This is a genomic window from Campylobacter concisus (assembly GCF_003048985.1).
Taxonomy (GTDB): Bacteria; Campylobacterota; Campylobacteria; order Campylobacterales; family Campylobacteraceae; genus Campylobacter_A; species Campylobacter_A concisus_AY.
The window spans coordinates 76,027-98,072 of sequence record NZ_PIRS01000007.1 but is presented as its reverse complement, the minus strand read 5'-3'; the positions used below and the strand labels follow the sequence as shown (position 1 = coordinate 98,072).

At 41.3% G+C, this 22,046-nt stretch carries 22 protein-coding genes; 13 read left to right on the top strand and 9 right to left on the bottom strand.

The genetic code is table 11. The features are described 5' to 3' along the window. The first annotated feature begins 22 nt into the window (after nucleotides 1-22). From CVS91_RS06155 to CVS91_RS06140, 5 genes are all read left to right on the top strand, one after another. Nucleotides 23-1,045 (top strand): NADH:flavin oxidoreductase/NADH oxidase, encoded by a 1,023-nt coding sequence (locus CVS91_RS06155; protein ID WP_107831017.1) that lies wholly within the window; start codon nucleotides 23-25, stop codon nucleotides 1,043-1,045. Between the two features lie 230 nt (nucleotides 1,046-1,275). Beyond that, the gene (locus CVS91_RS10500; protein ID WP_234409682.1) at nucleotides 1,276-1,707 is read left to right on the top strand and encodes a TonB-dependent receptor plug domain-containing protein; all 432 of its coding nucleotides are present in this window, start codon (nucleotides 1,276-1,278) and stop codon (nucleotides 1,705-1,707) included. 167 nt (nucleotides 1,708-1,874) lie between these two features. Then, on the top strand, nucleotides 1,875-3,164 hold the full coding sequence (locus tag CVS91_RS06150) for a TonB-dependent receptor domain-containing protein (RefSeq protein WP_234409681.1): 1,290 nt from the start codon (nucleotides 1,875-1,877) through the stop codon (nucleotides 3,162-3,164). Nucleotides 3,165-3,292: 128 nt separating this feature from the next. Beyond that, nucleotides 3,293-4,639 (top strand): FAD-dependent oxidoreductase, encoded by a 1,347-nt coding sequence (locus CVS91_RS06145; RefSeq protein WP_107831015.1) that lies wholly within the window; start codon nucleotides 3,293-3,295, stop codon nucleotides 4,637-4,639. Nucleotides 4,640-4,678: 39 nt separating this feature from the next. Beyond that, nucleotides 4,679-5,356: a DUF4272 domain-containing protein gene (locus tag CVS91_RS06140; RefSeq protein WP_107831074.1), complete on the top strand. Its 678-nt coding sequence runs from the start codon at nucleotides 4,679-4,681 to the stop codon at nucleotides 5,354-5,356. 34 nt (nucleotides 5,357-5,390) lie between these two features. Here CVS91_RS06140 and CVS91_RS06135 read toward each other — a convergent pair whose 3' ends face one another. The 6 genes from CVS91_RS06135 to CVS91_RS06110 all read right to left on the bottom strand — a co-directional run bounded on the left by CVS91_RS06135 (nucleotide 5,391) and on the right by CVS91_RS06110 (nucleotide 9,684). Beyond that, the gene (locus tag CVS91_RS06135) at nucleotides 5,391-6,230 is read right to left on the bottom strand and encodes an energy transducer TonB (protein WP_234409680.1); all 840 of its coding nucleotides are present in this window, start codon (nucleotides 6,228-6,230) and stop codon (nucleotides 5,391-5,393) included. After that, nucleotides 6,196-6,579 (bottom strand): TonB system transport protein ExbD, encoded by a 384-nt coding sequence (gene exbD, locus CVS91_RS06130; RefSeq protein WP_107831013.1) that lies wholly within the window; start codon nucleotides 6,577-6,579, stop codon nucleotides 6,196-6,198. The genes CVS91_RS06135 and exbD overlap by 35 nt, the downstream gene beginning before the upstream one ends. Continuing rightward, nucleotides 6,566-6,994: a TonB-system energizer ExbB gene (gene exbB / locus CVS91_RS06125; protein ID WP_002939864.1), complete on the bottom strand. Its 429-nt coding sequence runs from the start codon at nucleotides 6,992-6,994 to the stop codon at nucleotides 6,566-6,568. Before exbB ends, exbD begins: the two co-directional genes overlap by 14 nt. 217 nt (nucleotides 6,995-7,211) lie before the next feature. Further along, nucleotides 7,212-7,868: a cysteine hydrolase family protein gene (locus CVS91_RS06120; RefSeq protein ID WP_107831011.1), complete on the bottom strand. Its 657-nt coding sequence runs from the start codon at nucleotides 7,866-7,868 to the stop codon at nucleotides 7,212-7,214. Then, nucleotides 7,868-8,854 (bottom strand): sensor histidine kinase, encoded by a 987-nt coding sequence (locus tag CVS91_RS06115; RefSeq protein ID WP_107831009.1) that lies wholly within the window; start codon nucleotides 8,852-8,854, stop codon nucleotides 7,868-7,870. The genes CVS91_RS06120 and CVS91_RS06115 overlap by 1 nt, the downstream gene beginning before the upstream one ends. Continuing rightward, on the bottom strand, nucleotides 8,851-9,684 hold the full coding sequence (locus CVS91_RS06110; RefSeq protein WP_107831007.1) for a DUF234 domain-containing protein: 834 nt from the start codon (nucleotides 9,682-9,684) through the stop codon (nucleotides 8,851-8,853). The genes CVS91_RS06115 and CVS91_RS06110 overlap by 4 nt, the downstream gene beginning before the upstream one ends. 110 nt (nucleotides 9,685-9,794) lie before the next feature. Between CVS91_RS06110 and CVS91_RS06105 the strand changes: the two genes are divergently transcribed. The 3 genes from CVS91_RS06105 to thiE are packed head-to-tail and all read left to right on the top strand — an operon-like array spanning nucleotide 9,795 to nucleotide 12,472. Then, nucleotides 9,795-11,123, top strand: a complete 1,329-nt coding sequence (locus tag CVS91_RS06105; RefSeq protein ID WP_107831070.1) for an aminotransferase class V-fold PLP-dependent enzyme — start codon at nucleotides 9,795-9,797, stop codon at nucleotides 11,121-11,123. Beyond that, on the top strand, nucleotides 11,116-11,868 hold the full coding sequence (gene thiD, locus CVS91_RS06100) for a bifunctional hydroxymethylpyrimidine kinase/phosphomethylpyrimidine kinase (RefSeq protein WP_107831005.1): 753 nt from the start codon (nucleotides 11,116-11,118) through the stop codon (nucleotides 11,866-11,868). The genes CVS91_RS06105 and thiD overlap by 8 nt, the downstream gene beginning before the upstream one ends. Further along, nucleotides 11,861-12,472, top strand: coding sequence for a thiamine phosphate synthase (gene thiE / locus CVS91_RS06095; protein ID WP_107831003.1), 612 nt, complete (start codon nucleotides 11,861-11,863; stop codon nucleotides 12,470-12,472). The genes thiD and thiE overlap by 8 nt, the downstream gene beginning before the upstream one ends. Nucleotides 12,473-12,595: 123 nt before the next feature. On the opposite strand, the gene CVS91_RS06090 is transcribed toward thiE, so the two are convergent. After that, a complete protein-coding gene (locus CVS91_RS06090; RefSeq protein WP_257639680.1) occupies nucleotides 12,596-12,853 on the bottom strand; it encodes a SelT/SelW/SelH family (seleno)protein in 258 nt (85 codons plus the stop codon). 81 nt (nucleotides 12,854-12,934) lie between these two features. On the opposite strand from CVS91_RS06090, the gene CVS91_RS06085 reads away from it, so the two are divergent. The 5 genes from CVS91_RS06085 to CVS91_RS06060 all read left to right on the top strand — a co-directional run bounded on the left by CVS91_RS06085 (nucleotide 12,935) and on the right by CVS91_RS06060 (nucleotide 19,951). Further along, nucleotides 12,935-13,486 (top strand): DJ-1 family glyoxalase III, encoded by a 552-nt coding sequence (locus CVS91_RS06085; protein ID WP_107791524.1) that lies wholly within the window; start codon nucleotides 12,935-12,937, stop codon nucleotides 13,484-13,486. Nucleotides 13,487-13,710: 224 nt separating this feature from the next. Next, nucleotides 13,711-13,956, top strand: coding sequence for an RNA recognition motif domain-containing protein (locus tag CVS91_RS06080; protein WP_035142802.1), 246 nt, complete (start codon nucleotides 13,711-13,713; stop codon nucleotides 13,954-13,956). Continuing rightward, nucleotides 13,934-14,833 carry a glutamate--tRNA ligase family protein gene (locus CVS91_RS06075; protein WP_107831001.1) on the top strand — a complete coding sequence of 300 codons (900 nt, stop codon included), beginning with the start codon at nucleotides 13,934-13,936 and terminating at the stop codon, nucleotides 14,831-14,833. The genes CVS91_RS06080 and CVS91_RS06075 overlap by 23 nt, the downstream gene beginning before the upstream one ends. Before the next feature lie 783 nt (nucleotides 14,834-15,616). Further along, nucleotides 15,617-19,228, top strand: coding sequence for a DNA polymerase III subunit alpha (gene dnaE / locus CVS91_RS06065; protein ID WP_107830997.1), 3,612 nt, complete (start codon nucleotides 15,617-15,619; stop codon nucleotides 19,226-19,228). 15 nt (nucleotides 19,229-19,243) lie between these two features. After that, nucleotides 19,244-19,951 carry a DUF6882 domain-containing protein gene (locus CVS91_RS06060; RefSeq protein ID WP_107830995.1) on the top strand — a complete coding sequence of 236 codons (708 nt, stop codon included), beginning with the start codon at nucleotides 19,244-19,246 and terminating at the stop codon, nucleotides 19,949-19,951. A 34-nt stretch (nucleotides 19,952-19,985) separates the two neighbouring features. On the opposite strand, the gene waaF is transcribed toward CVS91_RS06060, so the two are convergent. Together waaF and CVS91_RS06050 are read right to left on the bottom strand one after the other, a co-directional pair. Next, complete coding sequence (gene waaF / locus CVS91_RS06055; protein ID WP_107830993.1) at nucleotides 19,986-20,939, bottom strand: lipopolysaccharide heptosyltransferase II; 954 nt, start codon at nucleotides 20,937-20,939, stop codon at nucleotides 19,986-19,988. Next, the gene (locus tag CVS91_RS06050) at nucleotides 20,936-21,967 is read right to left on the bottom strand and encodes a glycosyltransferase family 4 protein (RefSeq protein WP_107830991.1); all 1,032 of its coding nucleotides are present in this window, start codon (nucleotides 21,965-21,967) and stop codon (nucleotides 20,936-20,938) included. Before CVS91_RS06050 ends, waaF begins: the two co-directional genes overlap by 4 nt. Nucleotides 21,968-22,046 lie beyond the last annotated feature (79 nt).

Here is a 22,046-nt window from a genome sequence, read left to right as displayed (position 1 = left end):
AAAAAATTTAAAGGAATTTTTCATGCAAAACAAGCTTTTTACGCCGCTTAAGATAGGTGGCATCGAGATCAAAAACCGCATTATCATGGCTCCGATGTGTATGTATGAGGTCAAAAAAGAGGACGGCAGTCCAAGGTGCTTTCACAAGCTCCACTACGCTACGAGGGCGATCGGCGGTGTTGGTATGATCATCGTTGAGGCGACGGCTGTGGAGGCGCGCGGCAGGATCACTAAAAAAGACCTTGGGCTTTGGAGTGACGAGCGGATCGAGGCTCACGCGGAGCTGGTAAAAGGCTGCAGTAAATACGGCGCCAAAATGGCCGTCCAGCTTGCTCACGCAGGCAGAAAGGGCACTTGTGAGGGCATCATCGCACCAAGTGCTATCAAATTTAGTGAGGACTACGCCACACCAAAAGAGATGAGCGCTGGAGATATCGCAAGCATTAAGCAAAGCTTTGTGGAGGCGGCCATTAGGGCAAAGAGCGCAGGATACGAGGCTGTGGAGATACACGCGGCGCATGGATATTTGATAAATCAATTTTTATGCACTGGCACAAATAAGCGAAGTGACGAATACGGCGGCACTTTTGAAAACCGCATAAGGCTGCTGCTTGAAATTTTAAGAGAGATCAAAGCTGGCGCTAATATCACAGTTGGTGTTAGGATAAGTGCAAGTAGCTGGCTTAAGGGCGACTGGGACGTAGAGGATAGCGTGAAGCTCGCACGTGAACTAGAGAAAAATGGAGCTGACTTCATCCATGTCTCAGCTGGCGGAGTCTATGCAAAAGTTGATAGCGCGCCTAAATTTACACCACTTTATCAGGCTGGCTACGCAAAAGCTGTGAAAAATGCAGTCAAAATCCCAGTCTTTGCAGTCGGTCTCATCACAAAGGCAAGTGAGTGCAAGGCGTTACTGCTAGGTGATGTTTGCGACGGCGTGGCGCTTGGCAGAGAGCTATTACGCAACCCATATTTTGCTTTTGGCGCTATGAAAGAATTTGGCGAAAATGACAAAATAGAAAACGCCTATAAAAGGGCATATTAAATTTCTTGGCAAGGTGAGAGCCTTGCCAAATTTCACTTTTCTTAAACAAAATCACTAAAATTTACTTACTATTTTTCTACACAACAAATATAAATTTATATTTTCATAGCTATAAAATCGCATTTATTTTAAATTTTTACCTGAAATTTATATTTAAAATTATAATATTCAATTTCAAAATTAGACTATAAACTAAAATAGTAATTTTAATAATCAAACTAGGAGGAGAGATGAGGTTTAAGGGCTTATTTAAGCTTTCTCTTGCAGCAAGCGTGGCAGTTTGTGCAAACGCAGCAGACGAGAGCGTGCTAAGCGGTGTTGAGGTGACAAGTAGCAGCGGTGGATACGGCGTTGATGATATCAAAATTTCAACTAGAAACGCTGGCCTAGCAAAAGACGTGATGAGGGACATCCCTGGCGTCTATGTGGGCGGCACAAACGGTATGAATCAAAAAATTTACATGAGAGGCGTAAGTGATCGCGGCCTAAATATCACGATAGATGGCGCGAAACAAAATGGAAATACTTTTCACCATAACGCCGACTTGCTGATCGATCCTGATCTCATAAAGGCAATATACGTCGAGGTTGGCTCAAGGTCAGTCGTAAATGGCTCTGGCGCGCTTGGTGGCTCAGTCGCCTTGAAGGGCTTGATTTTATAGCAGCTATTAATCACAAGGGCTACGACTACGGCAAAAGCGGCAACAAAAGAAAGATAGGCGGCGACGGCAACGACCTTAGCTATCTTTTAAAGCTTGGTTATAGCTTCCTTGATGCGCATAGAATTTCTATCTCAAGAGAACATAATGAATTTAAAGGCATGTATCCAATGAGAGCTGAGTTTGGCAGCTGGTATACTGGTCAATATCCTGTTGATAACCGAAAATATGAACGTGATACTACAACGCTAAAATACGAGTATAAGCCTAGCGATCTTTTAAATTTAGAGGTAACGGCATACAATACCGAGCACAAAAAAGATGACCCAGTCTTAAAAATTTTGGGTGTAAAGACAAATGGTATAAATGCAAAGGCTAAAAGCGTAGTCGAGACCGGCGCTTTGACGCAGACTTTTAGATATGGCGCTGAGTTTTACCAAAGTAAAAATTTCAACAAACCAGATAATCACTACCCAGAAAAGGTAAATAACTACTCTATCTACGCAGAAGATGCGCTAAATTTTAGCTCGCTAACTATCACTCCAGGTATCAGATATACTCACCATGAGCTAAAAAGCTACGACGGCAGAGCTGGAAATGTAAAGAGCTACACATATAAATTTAACGAATTTACCCCAGCGCTTGCGCTTGATTATGAGATCATTAAAGGTCTTAACGCGTTTGCAAGCTATGCGAGGGTCTTTAGAGGACCTGACGTCATGGAGTCGATGATGGCAAGTGGAAGTAGTAGGGGCAGGGCTTTAAACTGGGCGGCAAATAAAGACCTAAAAGCGACCACTGGCAACAGCTACGAAACTGGTCTTAAATACCATGGCGACATAAGCGAAGCCAGCTCATATAGCTTATCTGCAAAATACTTCATGACAAAATATAAAAATTTAATAGTCGATAACAACGCAGCAGGTGGTGGTGTAAATCAAACTCTAGTCAGGATAAACGCTGGTGGGGCTGATATAAGCGGCGTTGAGCTACTTGCAAGGCTAAATTTAGACGCACTAAGCCTAGCTGCTAGCTATACTCACCAAAAGGTAAAATATAAAGATAGAGTTGCAAAACCAAATGGCAGCTACTACACCTCAAACATTATCGGCTACCGCGATCAGGGTGATAAATATACATTTAACGCAGAGTACGCATTTTCAAGGATCGATACGCTAATAGGCTACAACCTAATCTACTTTGCCTCAAAAAACACCATATCAGCTGGCGATAATGAAAATGTCAAGATACCAAGCTATGCAGTTAGCGACATCTACGCTACATATGCGCCAAGCAGCGGTAAATTTAAAGGGCTAGAGATAAATGCTGGAATTTACAATCTCTTTAACAAAGCATACGCTTCGCAGTCTCAAAGAACGGCTGACTATACAGGTAATCAAAATTACATAGACTGGGAGCCAGGTAGAAATTTCAAAGTAAACGTCTCTTATAAATTTTAAATTTATGGCAAGGTGAGAGCCTTGCCAAATTTCACTTTTACACAGCCTATTTTTCATGCCCCGCTTTTTGCTGTTTGATTTAAATTTAATATAGTATCATTTGTGCGACTAAACTTTCAGGGGAGAAAATGAGGCAAAAGCACTTTGAAGTGGCAATTGTTGGAGCGGGCATTAGCGGGACGGCACTCTTTTACGAGTTGGCTGCATTTAGCGATATAAAAAAGGTCGCGCTTTTAGAAAAATATGACGGCGTAGCGACGCTAAATTCAAGCGGCAAGGGCAACTCACAGACCATCCACTGCGGCGATATCGAGACAAACTACACGCTAGAAAAGGCAAAAAAGGTCTCACAAGTGGCAAATATGCCAGTAAAATATGCCCTAAAATACAACCTAGAGGGCAAATATATGTTTGCTCATCAAAAGATGACGCTAGCCATCGGAGATGCCGAAGTAGAGCGCATCAAGGAGCGATATGAGAGCTTTAAAGAGCTGTTTGCTTATCTTGAAATTTATGACAAAGAGAAGTTAAAGCAGATCGAGCCAAACGTCGTTTTTGACGCAAATGGCAATGAGCGCCCAGAAAATATCATCGCAATAGGCGCGCAAAATGGCCAGTATACGACTATGGACTTTGGTGGCGTGGCAAATTCGCTCGTGCAAAATGCGCTAAATTTAGGCGGAGATGGCTATGAGATCAGCCTAAGCTCAGAAGTGACCGATATGAAAAAGGTGGGTGATACCTTTCACATCAAGATAAATGAGGGCGAAGTGATCACTGCAAACTACGTCGTAGTCGATGCTGGTGCGCACTCGCTATTTTTAGCTCACAAGATGGGTTACGGGCTACATCTTAGCACGCTACCAGTTGCTGGAAGCTTTTACTTTGCTAACAAGCGCCTGCTAAACGGCAAAGTCTATATGGTGCAAAACGACAAGCTACCATTTGCTGCACTTCACGGCGATCCAGATATCCTAGCTAATGGCAACACTCGCTTTGGCCCAACTGCCCTTGTCATACCAAAGCTTGAGAGATTTCACGGCTGTTCTAGCTTTTTTGACTTCTTAAAGTGCTTAAAATTTGACAAAAACGTCCTTGAAGTCTTTACAAATTTACTAAAAGACGAGGACATAAGGTCCTATATACTAAGAAATTTCTTATTTGAAGTGCCATTTATCAACAAAAAAGAATTTGTTAAAGACGCTAGAAAGATCGTGCCAAGTCTAAGCGAAAATGACCTAAGCTACGCTGTAAATTTTGGTGGCGTAAGGCCACAGGTGATCGACCGCAATAAAAAAAGGCTAGAGCTTGGCGAGGGCAAGATCAGCACAGGCGAGGGCATAAGCTTTAACATGACGCCAAGCCCAGGGGCTACTAGCTGTTTTGAGACGGCGAGAGCTGATATGGAGGAAATTTGTAAATTTTTGGGCAAAAATTTCGACGAAGAGAAATTTAACGCCGAGTTTTTTGGGTAGGAAATGGGAGTGTTTGATATTTTTAAAGGAGGTGCGGATATGCCAAAAACAGCACAACAAAGAAAAGATGAGAACATAAAAATTTTAAAAAAAGAGGGCGTGGCGGTGCTTGAGAGCTTGCCGCTTCGCTATGAAAATAGTGAGGTTACACCAAGAGATATTGACGAGATAGTAAGGCGCGCAGTTTGCTCATTTACAGCGATCATGTGTGCTTGCACGATCCGTGACGAGGGCTCTTTGGGCGAAGAAAATATGGCGTGGGCAAAGAGCTTTTTGGGTGATGCCTACGAGGGACTAAGCGTAAAAGAAAAAGAGGTCGTTGAGGACAGGGCCGATATGGACACGGCTGTGAATATGGGCTGGAAATATGAGTCGCTTTGGATCTTGCTTTGGGCGCTTGGTATAGCCGAAGATATCGGCCAGATGGATAAAATTTGCGACTGCGAGTTTGTGATGAATGTATTTAAAGAGGGCGGGCTAAAAAGCCGCTCAAAGCTTCGCAGTATGGATGAAATTTTAAGTAAGCTCGATCTAGTTTATCGCTACCACTGGGCGTGTGTAAATGCAAGAGTAAATGGCACAAAGTCGGCTGGACTTGACGAAGAGGTCGTTATGGAGAGGCGAGCAGGGCTTGAGTGGCTATGCTGCAAAGGGCAGGAAAATGACGACTTGAGCGCTGAGTTTAACTGCTGGGACTATCCTGATCTAAACACTTGATCTAAGAAATTTTAAGCTCAAATGAGCTTAAAATTTATCTTAATGTAAATGCTATAGGAAAGCGAAGATAGCGAGCTTCTTTTGGCTTTGGAAACTCAGAGCTTGCTTTTTTGACATTTTCTAAAGCACCGTTGTCAAGCGACTCAAAGCCAGAGCTTTTAGTAACCTTTAGCTCGTCTATGCTGCCATCCGTTTTAAGCAAAAATCTAACTTCAACAACGCCTTGATGCTTCATCCTCCTAGCGTTGTTTGGGTAGCTTTTATGCTTTTTCACAGCTGCTATGACCTTGCTAAAGTCCTCATCGCTTTGTGCGTTTGATAAATTTAGCTCTTGTGCCACTTTTTGAGCGGGAGCTGAAGCGATAGACTTGTTATTTGCTGGTAAATTTGTATTTACAACAGGTGCTGGGGTCGCGGTAGGAGCTGGCGCAGTGATAGCAGGTTTTGGCTCCACCTTTGGCTCGATTTTAGGTTCAGGGCGAGGCTCAGGCTTTGGCAGTGGCTTTTTCTCCACCTTTTTTGGCTCAGGTTTAGGCTTTTCTATCTTTTTAGGCTCTGGTTTTGGTAGTGGCTTTGGCTTGACCTTTGGTTCGGGCTTGGGCTCTGGTTTTGGTGGCTGGGGCGGTGGTGGTGGAGCTGGTGGTGTTGGCTCAGGTATCATCACTTGTTCGCTTATCTGCGGAGCCGTAGTTTGCGGTACTGGAGTGAATGAATTTAGAGCTATTTTTATAGGTTTTTGCTCGCCTATCTTTATCTCACTAAAATTATGTGAAAGCAAGAAATAAGCCGCCGCTACATGCACTATTGCTGAAACCGCTAGGCCACTATAGTTTGAAATTTTACTCAGAGATTGTTTGGATTGCAAAGTTTTCATGACCTTTTTCTTTTAAGATATCAATTACTTTGACAAAGCTGTCAAATTTAGCGTTTTTGTCGCTTTTTAGTTCGATTAAGGTTTTTATATCCACAGCATTTAGCTTATCTTTTAGATCATCTTCTGAAATTTCCACATCATCTATGAAAAATTTATTATCTTTATCGATAACGACACTCACTTTTTTCTCATCCTCTTTATCCTGCTGTGCGCTTTTGGCGCTTGGTAGATCGACTGCGATCTTGCCCTGAGCGATAAAGGTCGAGATGCTTAGCACGATGGCTAGCAAAACGAGCATGATATCGATAAATGGGACGATATTTAGCCCATCTTTTTTATTTAGACGCATTTTCGGCCTTGTATCTATTTATCATGACATCGACTTTTCTAACAAAACCGTTGTAGATCATAAGCGTTGGTATCGCCACAAGTAGGCCAAATGCCGTCGCTTTTAGAGCTAAAGATAGGCCGATCATGATACTTTTTGTATCGATGCCACCTGCCATACCCATGTCATAAAATGTGATCATGATGCCAGCAACCGTGCCAAGAAGTCCGATATATGGGGCATTTGAATAGATGATGTAAAGCGTGGTTAAATTTTTTGTCAGCGCCTCATCAAGCTCTTCGATGCTTTTGTAGCTATTTATATCGACGCGTGAGTAAAAAATGATACGCTCGATCGTATACCAAAGTACAAAAAAGCTCATAACGCCCAAAATACCGATGATTATATAGTCAATGTTGTGTTTTAAAAGTTCCATAATGCCTCTTATTTTAAAATTTGAGCGTAATTATAACTATATTGATAGTTAATGTCAAATATATTGTAAAAATGTAACCTAAAAATATTTTATTCAGAAAATAAATTTGAAAAAATTGATCTAAAAATAGCGCAAATCTGAGTTATTAATCATATTAATACGATAGATAAGCGCTAAATTTTATAATTTGATAATTGTTTTTAATGTAAATATATGGCTAAATTTTTAGCTCTTTAACCACACGTGCATTCAGTGCCATTTGCATGTGATGCAAAAACACAGTTTGGTAAAAATCACCACTATGCCCTGGCGCATCGTAAGTTTGCACCAAATTTGCTGGCACGATGATCTCTCTTTTTAAATTTTGCTCATTTGCGCTAAGTCTTAGGTGAGAGACAAGCTGATAGATGCACATATCGGTGCAGTCGCCCATGATGACAAAGCTTTCAAATTTACTTATAAATTTATTAAACTCCTGCGAATAAGCAATGCTAAGTGAGTTTTTATAAAAGGTCTTCATCTCGCTAAAAAAGTCTAAATTTCGTAGCTCATCAACTGCCTCTGCCTGCGTATCACCCTTTAAAGCATGTGCTGGAAAGCTCGCAAACTCAGCAGAATTTGGCTCGTGAGCATCTTGTATGAGGATGTAGTTTTTAAGGTCAAATTTCTCTCTTGCGATCTTAAAAGTATCTGCTATATGGCTTGCTAGCTCGCCCACACGCTTACTAGCTAGTGCGCCTTCAGAGCAAAAGCCATTTATCATATCAACGCTTATAAAGGCCACTTTTTCGCTGCCATTTTTAAAAATTTCACTAAATTTAAGCGCCTTTAGGCCATTTTGCCACGCATTTAGCTCATCTAAAATTTCACTCATCACTTCTCCTTTATAGGTAAATTTATACAAAATGTCTTTGGCTCAAGGGTTATCTCTATGCTGCCCTTGTGCGCTTCTATTATCTGCAGACAAAGGTGCAGTCCTAGGCCATTGCCCTTTAGTTTGCTCGTCTTAAATGGCTCAAAGACGATGTTTTCATTTTTTATAGAGACACCGCTGTCATAGACTATAAATTTATGTTCATTTGGCGTCTTTTCGTAGCTTAGTCTCACCACACCTTCGTCGTTTTCGTCCTCTTCGATGGCGTCTATGGCGTTAAATAAAATGTTTTGAAAGACCATCGCGATGAGGTCAAAGTCGCCACAATAAAAGGCGTCAGGGAAATTTAGCTCAAAAGTTATATCTTTTGAATACTCATAAAATTTAAGCGCCTCCTCGCACTCGCTTTTGATATCTAAAAAGTTAAATTCCTTTGGCGTGATGCTAAGCCCTTTTGTAAAAAGAAGTGTGGCTTTGATGATGCGCTCAACCCGCCAGATTCCCTTTTGTATCTGCTCGACGATAGGCAAAATTTTTGGCTCAGCCCTTTTTAAAAGCGTGGAATTTAAAAGCGAGATAGAGCCTATTGGGTTTCTTATCTCGTGAGCTAGGTGCGCTGCTACTTGACCCATCGAGGCTAGGCGCTCGGTGCGTTTTTCCTGCGTTATGTCAGTGGCTGAGATGATCTTTTTATCGTCTTTGACCACCTTTTTTACAAGATAAATTTGCGAGCCAAAGTTTAGCTCGCCCTCATCTTTTGGGATGAAATTTAGCGCTTTGCCAAGCTTTTGTGCCTCTGAGTTTTGCAAGAAAATTTCATCATTTTGATCAAGCACCCAAATGGCATTTGGCAAAATTTCCACGATATCTTTTATAAAACCTTGCAAGCTCATATAAGAAGCGGTCAAATTTTTATACTCACGCTCTATCAGATAGGTCTGCTCTATCAGGCTTTTTAGGCCATTTTGTATATCGATATCACTCACAGCAACTCCTCATAATCTTTTATCTCATAAAGCCTAAGCCGCTCATCTTTTAAGCCCAAAAGCTCGTTGCTAAAGCCACTTTTTGAAAAAAGTGCGATGATATCAGGCTTTATGCCTAGCCTTTCGCACTTGTGAAGGACTAAATTTAAGACATTTTTGCAAATTTTTCGCTCTTTGTATTTTGCTTCGCCAACGATTATCTTGCCATTTATGCTAAAAAGCATGTCTAGCTCTATATTTTTGCTCCAAAATGAACTTAATAAAATGCCATCAAGCCCAAGCTTTTTAGCCATTAGCTCGCCGCTTAAAAGCTCAAAGCCAAGGCTTGCGTACTCGTCAAATTCTCTTCTTATAAGCTCTAAAATTTCTTCACTTTTGCCCTCTTTTAAAAGGCTTAAATTTGGCTCGATAAATCTAAACCAAAACCTTGAAAAATGGCTGTTAAAATGAATTTTATCCTCTATCTTATAAGCTCGCTCGCTCTTTTTTAAAATTTGGCGTTTATTTTTTACTCGTGGCTTTTCTTGGCTCTTTTCAAGCACTAAAAAATCCTTGCTAAAAAGCTTTGCATAGACCCTATTTGTCATGCTTTGGGGCAAAATTTTATTTACGCTAAATTTCTTTCTGTCGCTTCTAGCAAGCTTAATGAGAGCCATTTTAATGGCCTCGTCGCTATCCTCGTCAAAGTAAAACCTAGCCATCAAATTTTTATAATCATCTAAAATTTCAGCCCTAATCGCCTCAAAAACATCGTAGTATGAGCCTTTTAATAAAAAGTCATCAAAAACAAGATGAAATTTTATAACTTCAGCAATACCAAGGTGCTTCATCCGCTCAAATGTCGATTTTATGGCTAAAATTTCGTATCCTTTGTGTGGCGGATTGTAGCATATTTTTAGAAAATTTTAATTATAATCACGCAAAAACTAAAAGGCTAAAGTTGGTAAATTTAGAGCACATTAGAAGAGATATTATTTTAAAAAAAGGGATACATTACTTCGACTACACCGCCTCTGGGCTTGCTTATAAGCCTATCGAGGACGAGGTCGCTGATATCTTAAAAACCTACGCCAACACCCACTCGCTAACATCCTCAAATGCCTATAAAACGCAGCTTTTGTATGATAGCGCTAGAAGCGAGCTAAAGCGCGCGCTTGGGCTTGATGATAGTTTTTATCTCATAGCCACAGGATACGGCGCCACTGGTGCGATCAAGAAATTTCAAGAGCTTTTGGGGCTTTACGTGCCTCCAGCTGCTAAAAGAAGGTTTGATCTAAAGCCAAACAACGACTCGCCGCTAGTCATCCTTGGCCCTTATGAGCACCACTCAAACGAGATCAGCTTTAAAGAGGCGCTTTGCGAGGTTGAGCGCATAAGGCTTGCAAAAGACGGCAGCATCGACCTATCTCACTTGGAGCAAATTTTAAAGATAAACGCAGGGCGTGAGATCATCGCTAGCTTTAGCGCAGCCTCAAACGTCACAGGCGTCATAAGCGACTACAAGCAAATTTACACGCTTGTTAAGAAATTTGGCGGCATCGTGGCATTTGACGTGGCGAGCCTTAGCGCCTATGCAAATTTAGACTGCGACTACTTTGACGCGCTCTTTATCTCGCCGCACAAGCTTCTTGGCGGAGTTGGCAGTTGTGGGCTACTGGCAATCAAAAAAGTGCTAGCAAATGACGATGTGCCAAGCTTTGCAGGTGGTGGCACGGTAAGCTATGTGAGTAAAAACTACCATATATTTTTAAAGGATCAAGAAGCACTTGAAGAGGCTGGCACACCGCCTATTTTGGGGCTTATACGGGCAAATTTAGCTTACAAGCTAAGAGAAGAGATAGGGCTTGCGACTATCTACGAAAATGAGAGCGAGCTTAGCGAATACTTTTGTCAAAGGTTAAGAGAAATTCCAGAGCTAGTTAGCTACTGCCCGGTAAATTTAAAGCGCCTTGCGATATTTTCATTTAATGTAAAAAACGTAGCTCCATACGAGCTTTCAAAAATTTTAAGCAAAGAGTATGGCATACAAACACGTGCTGGCTGCTCGTGCGCAGGCTCATACGGACACGATCTTTTAGGGCTAAAAGAGGATCCAAGCTTCACCCACAAGCCAGGCTGGGTGAGAGTTAGCCTGCACTATACGCATACCTTTGAGGATATTGATTATTTGGTGAGTGCGATCAAGAAAAGTATCGAGAAATACGCACTTTCGTGGCAGGTCAAAGACCCTTTTGACGTAAAAGAGATAAGTGGGTGTGTAGGTGAGTAAGAAAAATGTTTTGATAGTTGCGGGAAGCGACAGCGTCGGCGGTGCAGGAGTGCAGGCGGATATAAAAAGCTGCGAGGCATTTGGCTGCTTTAGCGCAAGCGTCATCACAGCCGTGACCGCGCAAAATACAAATGGCGTTAGCAGCGTGCTTGCGATGCCAGCAAAGATGGTGAAAGCTCAGTTTGAGATGGTGCTAGCTGAGCTTGATATAGACGCTGTGAAGGTTGGCATGCTCTTTAATGAGGAGATAATAGCCGTTGTAAGCGCGTTTTTAAAGGAGTTAAGAGCTAAAAATGTGCCAGTTATCATAGACCCAGTTTGCGTGGCAAAGTCAGGTTCAAAACTGCTTGAAGACGCAGCGATCGAAGCATTAAAAGAGCTTTTAAAGCTCGCAAGTGTCGCCACGCCAAATGTAGATGAGGCTAGGATTTTGGGAATTAGTTTTGCAAATTTGCCTTGCGATATGGTGCTAAAGAGAACAAAGGTTGGTGAAATTTGCGAGGATACGCTCTATCTAAAAGGTGGCGAAGTGGTGAAATTTAGCGAGGAGCTTTTTGAACCTAGAGTGATGCACGGCGCTGGTTGTAGCTTCTCAAGCTCGCTAGCGGCCATTTTAGCGCAACAAAGTGATCTAGTAAGTGCCATAAAAATGGCTAAAAAATTTGTGGCAAATGGGATAAAAAATGCTCATAAAAGTAAATTTGGCTCAAGACTTATAGATCATAAAGCGGGGATTAATGGCTGAAATTTACGCTATCAGTGACGACTTGCTAATGCCTGAAAATTTGGCTCTGGAGTACACTAGAGAAATTTTGGAGTGCGGGGTTAAATTTTTTCAGTTTAGGTCAAAAAAAGTGGTCAAAAACGAGAAGCTTGCAAGTGAAATTTTAAATTTATGTGAGAAATTTGGCACGAAATTTATCGTAAATGACGATGTCAAATTTGCTAAAAAGATAGGCGCCAACGCCGTTCATCTAGGCAAAGAGGACGAGGGCATAAAGGAGGCATTTGAGATTTTAGGCAAGAACGCATATGTTGGCGTTAGTTGCTATGGCGATATAAGCTTAGCTATAAATGCCGCTAAAAACGGGGCTAGCTACGTTGCTTTTGGCTCTGTTTTTACAAGCCCCACAAAGCCAAATGCCCCAAAATGTGACCTTGAAGTAGTTAAAGAAGCAAAGCAAATTTTAAACCTACCTATTTGCGTGATCGGCGGCATAAATGAGACAAATATCGGTTCACTCTCTCTTGCCAAACCCGATCTCATCGCCGTCATCTCAGCGATCTACAAAGATGGTAACATCAAAGAAAATATAAAAAATTTACAAAAGATAATCAAAAATTTTTAAATTTATAAGAAAATATTTATTTAGAAGCGTTTTTTGGATTGTAAGTTCTAAAAAAGATGAGATAAATTTTAAAGAGTAAATTTGATGGAAGAACGAGGCAGTCACCTGCCCCGCTAGTTAGCATTAAGCCGACTTTTCTTTGAGATACTTGTTTATAAGAGTTGTGATCTCTTCGCCGTGTGGGAACCTTGACTCATCGTTTCCGATGCGATCCTTTTTAGAAAAGATAACGTTTCCATCAACCTCGACGATGAAATTTCCACCATCTCCTACAACCAACTCGACTCTTGCATCACTAAAGTTCGCTTTTATTTCATCTTCTACACGAGAAGCTACCGGACGATAGTTTCAAGAGTTGCAGTAAATAATTTTTACTTGCATGCTCTGTCCTTTCTTGTGAAATAAGCTTTGATTATATAAAATTTATCCTAACGAACAGATAACATGAGAAAGGACGATTTTATGAAAAAGGTAGCCGTAATCCTAGCTGATGGTTTTGAGGAGATCGAGGCGCTAACCTCCGTCGATGTTTTACGCAGAGCAGGCGCGATAGCATCTATCGCTAGCTTAAAAGACGCGCAGATCAGGGGTGCTCACAATATAAATGTAAAAGCTGATGTTACACTTCGTGAGGTGGAGGAGCTAGGCTATGATGCGATCGTGCTTCCAGGGGGTCTGCCTGGCGCAGAAAATCTTGCAAATGACGCCAAACTAAGAGAAATTTTGCAAAAATTTGATAAAGAGGGTAAGCTAATTTGTGCCATTTGTGCCGCTCCTATGGTGCTTGAGCGAGCTCGTGTGCTTAAAGAGCATTTTGTTTGCTATCCTGGCTTTGAAGAGAATGTAAGAAGTGACAAAAGAGGCTACGTGAGCGATAAAAACGTGCTAAAAGATCAAAATATCATCACTGGCAAGGGACCTGCTTTTTCTATGGAATTTGCACTTTTTATAGTGAAAAATTTGCTTGGCGAAGAGGTCTATCTTAAAGTAAAAAATGATTTACTTTATAAATAGTTTATAAAAAAATTGTAATTTTTTATTTAATTATTCTACTTAAACTTAAGGATAAATTTTGTTTAGTGATAGATATTATAATGCCGTATTGTTGCGATTTGTTGCATTTAAGGATATTTTTTAAAATTTTGTAATATTTTTCTTGATTTTTACATCTTTTTGACGGAAATAAGCTATTATTTCTCTAATCGATCAGATCGATAATTTTTTTAAGGAATAATCCTGTGAACATTTATGTAGGAAATTTGTCGTATAGAACGACAGAGGCAGAGTTGAAGGAAGCTTTTGCACAATTTGGTGAAGTAAAGCGCGCAAAAATCGTAAAAGATAGAGAAACAGACCGCTCAAAGGGCTTTGGCTTTGTTGAAATGGACGACGCGAACGAGGGCCAAAAGGCGATCGACGCACTAAATGAAAAAGAACTTGGCGGACGCACTTTAAGAGTAAATGAGGCTAGACCAAGGGATTAATGACTATTTGCCACCATCTGGTGGCATAGTCTCTCGCATAGCTCCGACGCCAAGCGGCTATCTGCACGCTGGCAACGCCTATAACTTCATCTTGACTTATCTTCTGACGCGCTCACTGGGTGGCGTTTTGCACTTAAGGATCGATGATTATGACCTTGGCAGATACCGGCGCGAATTTGTTCAAAATATCTTTGACGTTTTAGAATTTTTGGGGCTAGATTATGACAAAGGCGCTACAAGCGTTAGCGACTTTGAGCGTAATTTTAGCTTTAAAACAAGGGCTAAAAGATATGAAAATGCACTTAAAAAGCTAGATGAAATTTACATTTGTGAGTGCACAAGAGCCACCAAAGATGCCTATGAAAACGGCATTTACACTAAAATTTGCAAAGATAAAAAGCTAAATTTTATAAAAGATAAAACCGCTATCAGACTAAGCATTGATGAAAATGACGAGCTTGGCAGGCAAGTGGCAGCGCAGATGGGCGATTTTGTCATTTATAAAAAGGATTTTACTCCAGCTTACAACTTCGCAAGCGTCATAGACGATGAGGATATGGGGGTAAATTTGGTCGTTAGAGGCGAGGACTTGCTGCCTTGCACGCTAGCTCAAAGATACCTTGCAAAAAGGCTAAATTTTAGCTTTTTAAATGCTAAATTTATCCACCACAAGTTACTTTTAGACGGAGCCAAAAAGCTTTCTAAAAGCTCCAAGTCGCCGCCAATAGATCTAAGCCAAAATCCTCAAATTTATTACAAAATGTTAGCAAGTGATCTAGGACTAAATTTAAGCTCAGCAGATAAAATTTCAAACCTGCTTTATGAATTTAGGCTTAAAAATATGACTGAGAAGTTGGTGAACTCTAAAATTTTCTAGAAATTTAAAATTAGCTTGATTTTTTTGGCGCAAATAGCATGCAGTGCTTTAGCACTGAAGCATGCTACCTATAACGTCGTCGGGGTTAGGGGATTGTTAAGGGGGAAGGGAGCGACATCGTAATTCAAGCCTCTTCCCCCTTAACAAAGAGGCAAACATTTAAATTTGATTAGGTTGCTTTGCAAATTTTAAAATTCCATTCACTCGCAAGAGTTGGCTACTAAAATTTGGCTTCGCTTACAGCTTAGCTCAAATTTTAGAGCCGAAATTACTCGTTCACGAAATTTTAAAATTTGATGGAGGCTTTTTTTGAATAAAATGCATGCGGCGCAAAGCGCTATCGCATGTACCTCTAACGCGCGAGGGGATTGGGGGATTTAAAAAGGGGGATAAGGGGACGGCTTTACTTCGCAAGCTCGTAACTGCGAGCAGACCGTAACTCGTGTCCCCTTGTCCCCTTTTGAATAAAAAGAAATTTACAAATTTAATAAATCTGTCTTTGCAAATTTTAAAACTTTCATTCACTCGCAAGAATTGACTACCAAAATTTGGCTTCGCTTACCGCTTAGCTCAAATTTTAGAGCCGAAATTACTTGTTCATGAAATTTTAAAATTTGCTCGAGCCCCTTTGTTATAAAACGAACGCAGCGTGACAGCTTAACCATGCGCTTTGCTCTTGCCAAATACTAAAAATTCTCTAAATTTTAAAGCTATCATTAAGCTTTCATCAAGCGCCTTATTAGCCAAAATTTTGTAAAATCCGCTCATTAAAAAGGATAAAAAATGAGTGAAAATTCTGGCTTTACGCACCTACATTTACACACCGAATACTCCCTACTAGACGGAGCAAACAAGATAGAAGAGCTAGCTCATACGCTCCATGACAGGGGCGACACAGCAGCAGCGATCACGGATCACGGCAATATGTTTGGCGCGATTGATTTTTACAAAAAGATGAAAAAAAATGGTATAAAACCGCTAATTGGCATCGAGGCTTACGTGCATAACGGCGAGCAGCTTGACGATAAGAGCACCAAACAGCGCTTTCACCTCATCCTAATCGCCAAAAACGAGACTGGCTACAAAAATTTGATGTATCTTAGCTCCATGAGCTACATCGAGGGCTTTTACTACTATCCTCGTATCAATAAAAAAATCTTAAAAGAGCATAGCGAGGGCCTAGTTTGCAGCTCTGCTTGCTTGCAGGGCGAGGTGAGCTGGCATCTAAATTTAAGCGAGCGTAACGTTAAATTTGGCGCTAAAGGCTACGAGCGGGCAAAAGAGGTCGCGCTTGAGTATAAAGAAATTTTTGGAGATGACTTTTACCTTGAGATCATGCGCCACGGCATCGGCGATCAAAGGCGCATAGACGATGACATCTTGCGTATCGCAAAAGAGACTGGCATCAAGGTCATCGCTACAAACGACACCCACTACACTTTTAAAGAAAGAGCCGCCGCACACGAGGTTTTCATGTGCATCGCGATGAACAAAACCTTAGACGATCCAAACCGACTTCGCCACAGCGTTCATGAGTTTTTTGTAAAAAGCAAAGAGCAGATGAACGAGCTATTTTTAGACATCCCTGAAGTGATAGAAAACACCCAAGAGATCGTGGATAAGTGCAACCTCGAGATCAAGCTTGGCAACCCAACTCCGCCAAATTTTAAATTTACTCTTGAGTGCGCCAAGGAGAGAAATTTGACCCTCCCAGAGCCAGAAAACAGATATAGCTTCAAGAATGACGCTGTATTTTTCGAGCATGAGTGTAGAAAGGGGCTTGAAGAGAGGCTGAAATTTGTCCCTGAAAATTTACACGAAGAGTATAGAAAGCGCCTTGAGATAGAGATCGGCATCATCAATAAGATGAATTTCCCAGGATATATGATGATCGTTTGGGACTTCATCAACGAAGCCAAGCGCAGAGGCGTGCCAGTTGGCCCAGGACGTGGCTCTGCGGCTGGTAGCCTGGTCGCTTACTCGCTAAAGATCACCGACCTTGATCCTATCCCATATAACCTGCTTTTTGAGAGATTTCTAAACCCAGAGCGCGTTAGCATGCCAGATATCGACGTGGATTTTTGCCAGAGCAGGCGCGGCGAGATCATCGACTACGTTACGCAAAAATACGGCAAATTTAACGTTGCTGGCGTCATTACATTTGGTAAATTGCTCGCAAAGGGTGTCATTAGAGATGTCGCTAGAGTCTGCGATATGCCTTATGCGGAGGCTGATGCGATGGCAAAGCTTATCCCTGATGAGCTTAACATCACGCTAAAAGACGCCTACGAGAAAGAGCCAAAGATAGCTGAGCTAATAAGTCAAAACCCAAAGGCGGCTAAAATTTGGAAATTTGCCCTTGATCTTGAGGGGCTAAACAGAAACGCTGGCCAGCACGCAGCAGGTGTCGTCATCTCAAACGAAGAGCTTTGGAACAAAACCCCGCTATTTCGCCAGCCAAACAGCCCAGAAGATCGCTTTGTGACGCAGTATAGTCTAAAATACCTTGAAGACGTTGATTTGATAAAATTTGACTTTCTTGGCCTAAAAACGCTAACGGTTATCGACAATGCGATCAAGCTCGTTAAACAGCGCACTGGCAGAGACATCATCTGGGAACAGGTCGATAAAAACGACACTGGCGTTTATAAAATGATACAAAGTGGTCAAGCCATCGGCATCTTTCAGATAGAGGGCGAGGGCATGAGAAAGCTAGGAACTAGCCTGCGCCCAGACTGCTTTGAGGATATCGTCGCGATGCTAGCACTTTATCGCCCAGGACCGATGGAGAGTGGTATGCTTGATGACTTTGTCAAAAGAAAACATGGCGAGGCGGAAATAACATACGCATTTAAGGAGCTTGAGCCGATCCTTGCGCCAACATACGGCGTTATCGTCTATCAAGAGCAAGTCATGCAGATCGTGCAAGCCATAGGCGGTTTTAGCTTAGGCGGTGCGGACCTTGTGCGCCGTGCGATGGGTAAAAAGATCAAAGAAGAGATGGATAGGCTAAAGGGCGAGTTTGTAAAAGGTGCTGAGACCAAGGGGCTAAATGGACAAAAAGCGGATGATCTTTTCGAGCTGATCGTTAAATTTGCAGGATATGGCTTTAATAAGTCTCACTCCGCAGCCTACGCTTATGTCACGTTTCAGACTGCTTATCTGAAGGCTTACTATCCGGCTGAATTTATGGCGGCACTTCTAACAAGCGAGGAGAGCAACGTCGATAAGATCGTTCGCTACATCGATGAGATAAAACGCATAAACATCGATACTTTACCACCATCTATCAACAAATCAACCAAAGAATTTAGCGTCGTTAAAAATGGTGATCACGACGGCATTATATTTGGGCTTGGAGCGATTAAAGGCGTTGGTGGAGCGGCTATTGAGAACATCATCGCTGAGCGCGACGCAAAGGGCGAGTTTAAGAGCATGGATGACTTTGTCTCGAGGATCGATCCATTTAAGGTCAATAAAAAGGTCTTTGAAAGCCTTATAAAAGCTGGCTGCTTCGATGAGTTTGGCTTTAGCCGCAAGATGCTTTTACAAAATGTAGAAAATATCGTAGAAGCTTGCAAAAATGCAGCCCAGATACGTAAAAATGCGGCCGAGAGCCTATTTGGCGAAGATGATAGTATGAATGACGTGAAGATAAATTTCGTCACTATAGATGATGAATTTGACATCAAACAGATCTTGAAATTTGAGCAAGAGAGTGTTGGCATCTACCTCTCAGGTCACCCGCTTGATGACTATAAAGATGAGATAAATAAGATCAAATACACGCTAAGCTCTGAGTTTGAGACCTTGCCGCAAAGTGCTGAAATTTTGGTGGTTGGCAAGATCGAGGATTTTAGCACGAGGATCACAAAAAGTGGCAAAAAAATGGGCACTATAAATGTGCTGGACTTTCACGGCAACATCGAGATCGCAGTCTTTGAAAGGGAGCTTGGTAACATCGAAGATATCGTAAAAGACGAGGCAAAACGCGATCTGCCTTATGCTTTTAGGATAAATATCTCGCGCGACGATCAGTTTGTAAGGACAAATTTAAATGAGGTTTATAGCCTAGAAGATGCGCAAAATTTAGACTTTAAGACAAGAAAGCTAAAACAAAACTCTAAATTTAGTAAAAACGAAGAGGCGAGCGCCCCTCAAAAGGCAAGAGAGTATGCCGAGCTGGAGGTGCTTTTAAGCCTTAGCGAGCTTAGCAGGCAAAAGCTGGAGCAAATTTACTCGCTAGTTTTTAGCAAAAATGCTCCAAATAATCAAAAACGGCTAATCTTGAAGATAAAAAATGAAGCAACTGGCGAAATTTTCATCTATAAGACTGAGTTTATCATAAGCGACGATGTGGGCGAGGAGATAGAAAAGCTCGCCGCATCAGCGTAAATTTAAGGACAAGAAATGTTTGATATTTTTAGAAAAAAGAGCCATTTTTTAGATGAGCTTGGCATAGATAAGTCTAATTGGAGTGAGCTTTTTAGCGCTTGCCTTGGCAGAGCGATGCTGCTTCAAAAACGGCTTTTTAAACAAGTGGTTGAGGCTAGCAAGTGGCAGGCTGACTTTGAAAGTGGCAAAATTTGCTTTGATAAGCATGAGTTTGATATGCAGTTTATCGGCTCTGAGAGCTTTTTGTCAAATACTTGGCTTTGGGGCTATGAAAATGTAAATGGCTTTGATGAGCGCTTGCTTGCTCTTGCAAATAGGGCGCGTGAGTTTGGCGAGAAATTTGGGCTTGAAGCGTTTAAAACGGCGCAGTTTGAGCTAGATGAAAATGTAAATGGTCATACGCTCAGCATGGTTGCTTGCGTGGCGCTTGGCGAGGAGCTAAGCTACTACAAAATTGATTACGACGGTGGTGCTGCGTATGTGGCATTTAGGGCGGAGGCCATCTTTGAAGAGCCAGTTTTAGCAAGCGAAGTAGTAAACGTAGTAAATGAGTGTATAAGTGCCTATGAGCTAGATCACAAGCTTTTTATAAAAGGACTTTTGCTAGGCTGCGAGATAAAATTTAGCGAAAACAAAGATGAGATAGTAGCTAAATTTAAAGATAATGTAATTTTTTCATTTGATGAATTAAACAGACTAACAAGCGTCTCTGCGAAGCTTTAAGCTTATATTTTGGCTGGGTTATTAGGCACTTAGCTTAATAATCTAGCTCATTTCTTAGTAAATTTATCTCATCTATTACCATTTGTGGCTTGAGATCTTTCATGCAAGCATGCGTTTTTAGTGGGCAAACTCGCTTCATACAGGGCATGCAAGCTAAATTTAGATGCACTATCTTTGCAAATTCATTGCCCCAGGGCGAGGTTTCGCTAAATTTTGTCGGTCCAAAAAGAGCGATCGTTGGCACATAAAAGGCGGCAGCTACGTGCATAGGGCCGCTATCATTTGTGACGAAAATGCTATTTTTACTAAGCCCAGCTATGCGCTCACAAAGCTCTTTGACGCTGGTTTTGCCAGCTAAATTTTGGCAAGCTACGCCATTTTCTTTTAAAATTTGCTCTATTTTTTCGCAAATTTCTTGCTCGCCTTTGCCACCAAAGATGACTATCTCAAACTCATCTTTGTAATTTAGCGCCACCTGCGCAAAATACTCTGGATACCATCTTTTCGCACTTCCGTAGCTCGCACCTGGATTAAGAGCTAGCGTTTTTTTAGCTGAAATTTGAGGTGTAAAATGTAGTTTTAGCTGAGTAGAAATTTTGCCCAAGCCAAGGGCGTTTTTTACAAAATTTGCATATTTTAGCACCTGATGAAGGACGGTTTTGCTCTTTTTAAAGATGGCTTTTTGCCTAGCGTTTATAAAAAATAGTAAAAATTTACTAGCAAACGAGCTTCTAAAGCTAAGAGCTAGATCAAATTTACCAAGGCTTTTTGCACTTTTAGCAAGTGATAAAAATCTAAATTTAGCTTTTTTGCTCTCATCAACGACCACTTTTTCGCAGTTTGGATGACTTTTGTAAAGCTCGCAGGCTACAAATGAGCCAAAAAAAACGATTTGTAAATTCTTCTCATTTTGCACCAAATTTTCGATCGCAGCGCTTGCCATCACGCTATCACCAAGCCAGGTTGGAAGCTCGATAAAAACTCTCATTTTAAGGCGTCTTTTATCACTTCAAGCGTAAGAGCGGCATTTTTTTCGATGCTAAAATTTAAAGATAGCTCGTAAGCCTTCTCTTGTAGGCTCGCTAAAAGCTCGTGGTTTGTGAGAATTTCATCTATAAACTCCAGCGCGCTCTCGTCACTTGGGCTTTGAAGCACAAATTTATCTTCTAAAATCTCGCTAGCACCATTTTGAGCCGTCGTAAAGACCACGTTTTTAAAGCTAAGTGCCTCTAGCACGACATTTGAAAATGGCTCATAGTGCGTTGGAAAGATGAAAATATCACTCGCCTCATAAAATTTAGCCGTGCTCTTTTGCTCGCCGATAAAGTAGGCGTTTAGCCCAAGTTTTTTAGCTAGGCGTTTGTAGCTCGAGATGTTTTTATCCTTGCCGACAATGAGCGTATTTACGGGCGTTTTTAGCTTTGAGGCAAGGAGCAAAAACTCTTTTAGTCCCTTTCTTTTAAAGCCATTTCCCACAAAAAGCAGGGTCGCTAGCTCAAATTTAAGTCCAAATTCATCACAAAGTGCGAGCTTTGCCTCAGCTTTTTGCACCCTTTGGGGCAAATTTACGCCGTTATAAATGGTCGTGATCTTCTCAGACTCTATGCCGTAAGTCGCGATAATCTGCTCTTTTATGAAATTTGAGTTCGTGATGATCTTTTGGGAGTTTTTAAAGCACTTTTTCTCTAAGTATGGATAGACGAAATTTAGGGGGTTTAGCCACCAAAAGCTCTTTGTCGCCCTATAAACCTTATGTACGCCATCTCCAGCCCTGTAGATGTCAGCGCAGCTTACTCGCTCTAGGCTAAAGTAAAATTCATCTTCTCTTTTTTGGCGTTTTACTTGTCGGTTAAAATTTAGCGCTTTTTTCCAAGAAGAGATGCCAGTATCTCCAAGATATGAGCGAATTTCTGTTTGGATACCAAACTCATTTATGGCCTTAACAAGCCTTCTTAAGTATCTTTCAGCACCTCCAACTGCGTTTGGATTAGTTCTTAAAAATACTATTTTTTTCATCTATAACTCCGCCAAAAACATTTTTAAATAATATTAAATCGTTTAATAATACAAAAAAATGCCTTAACCTAAAAATTGG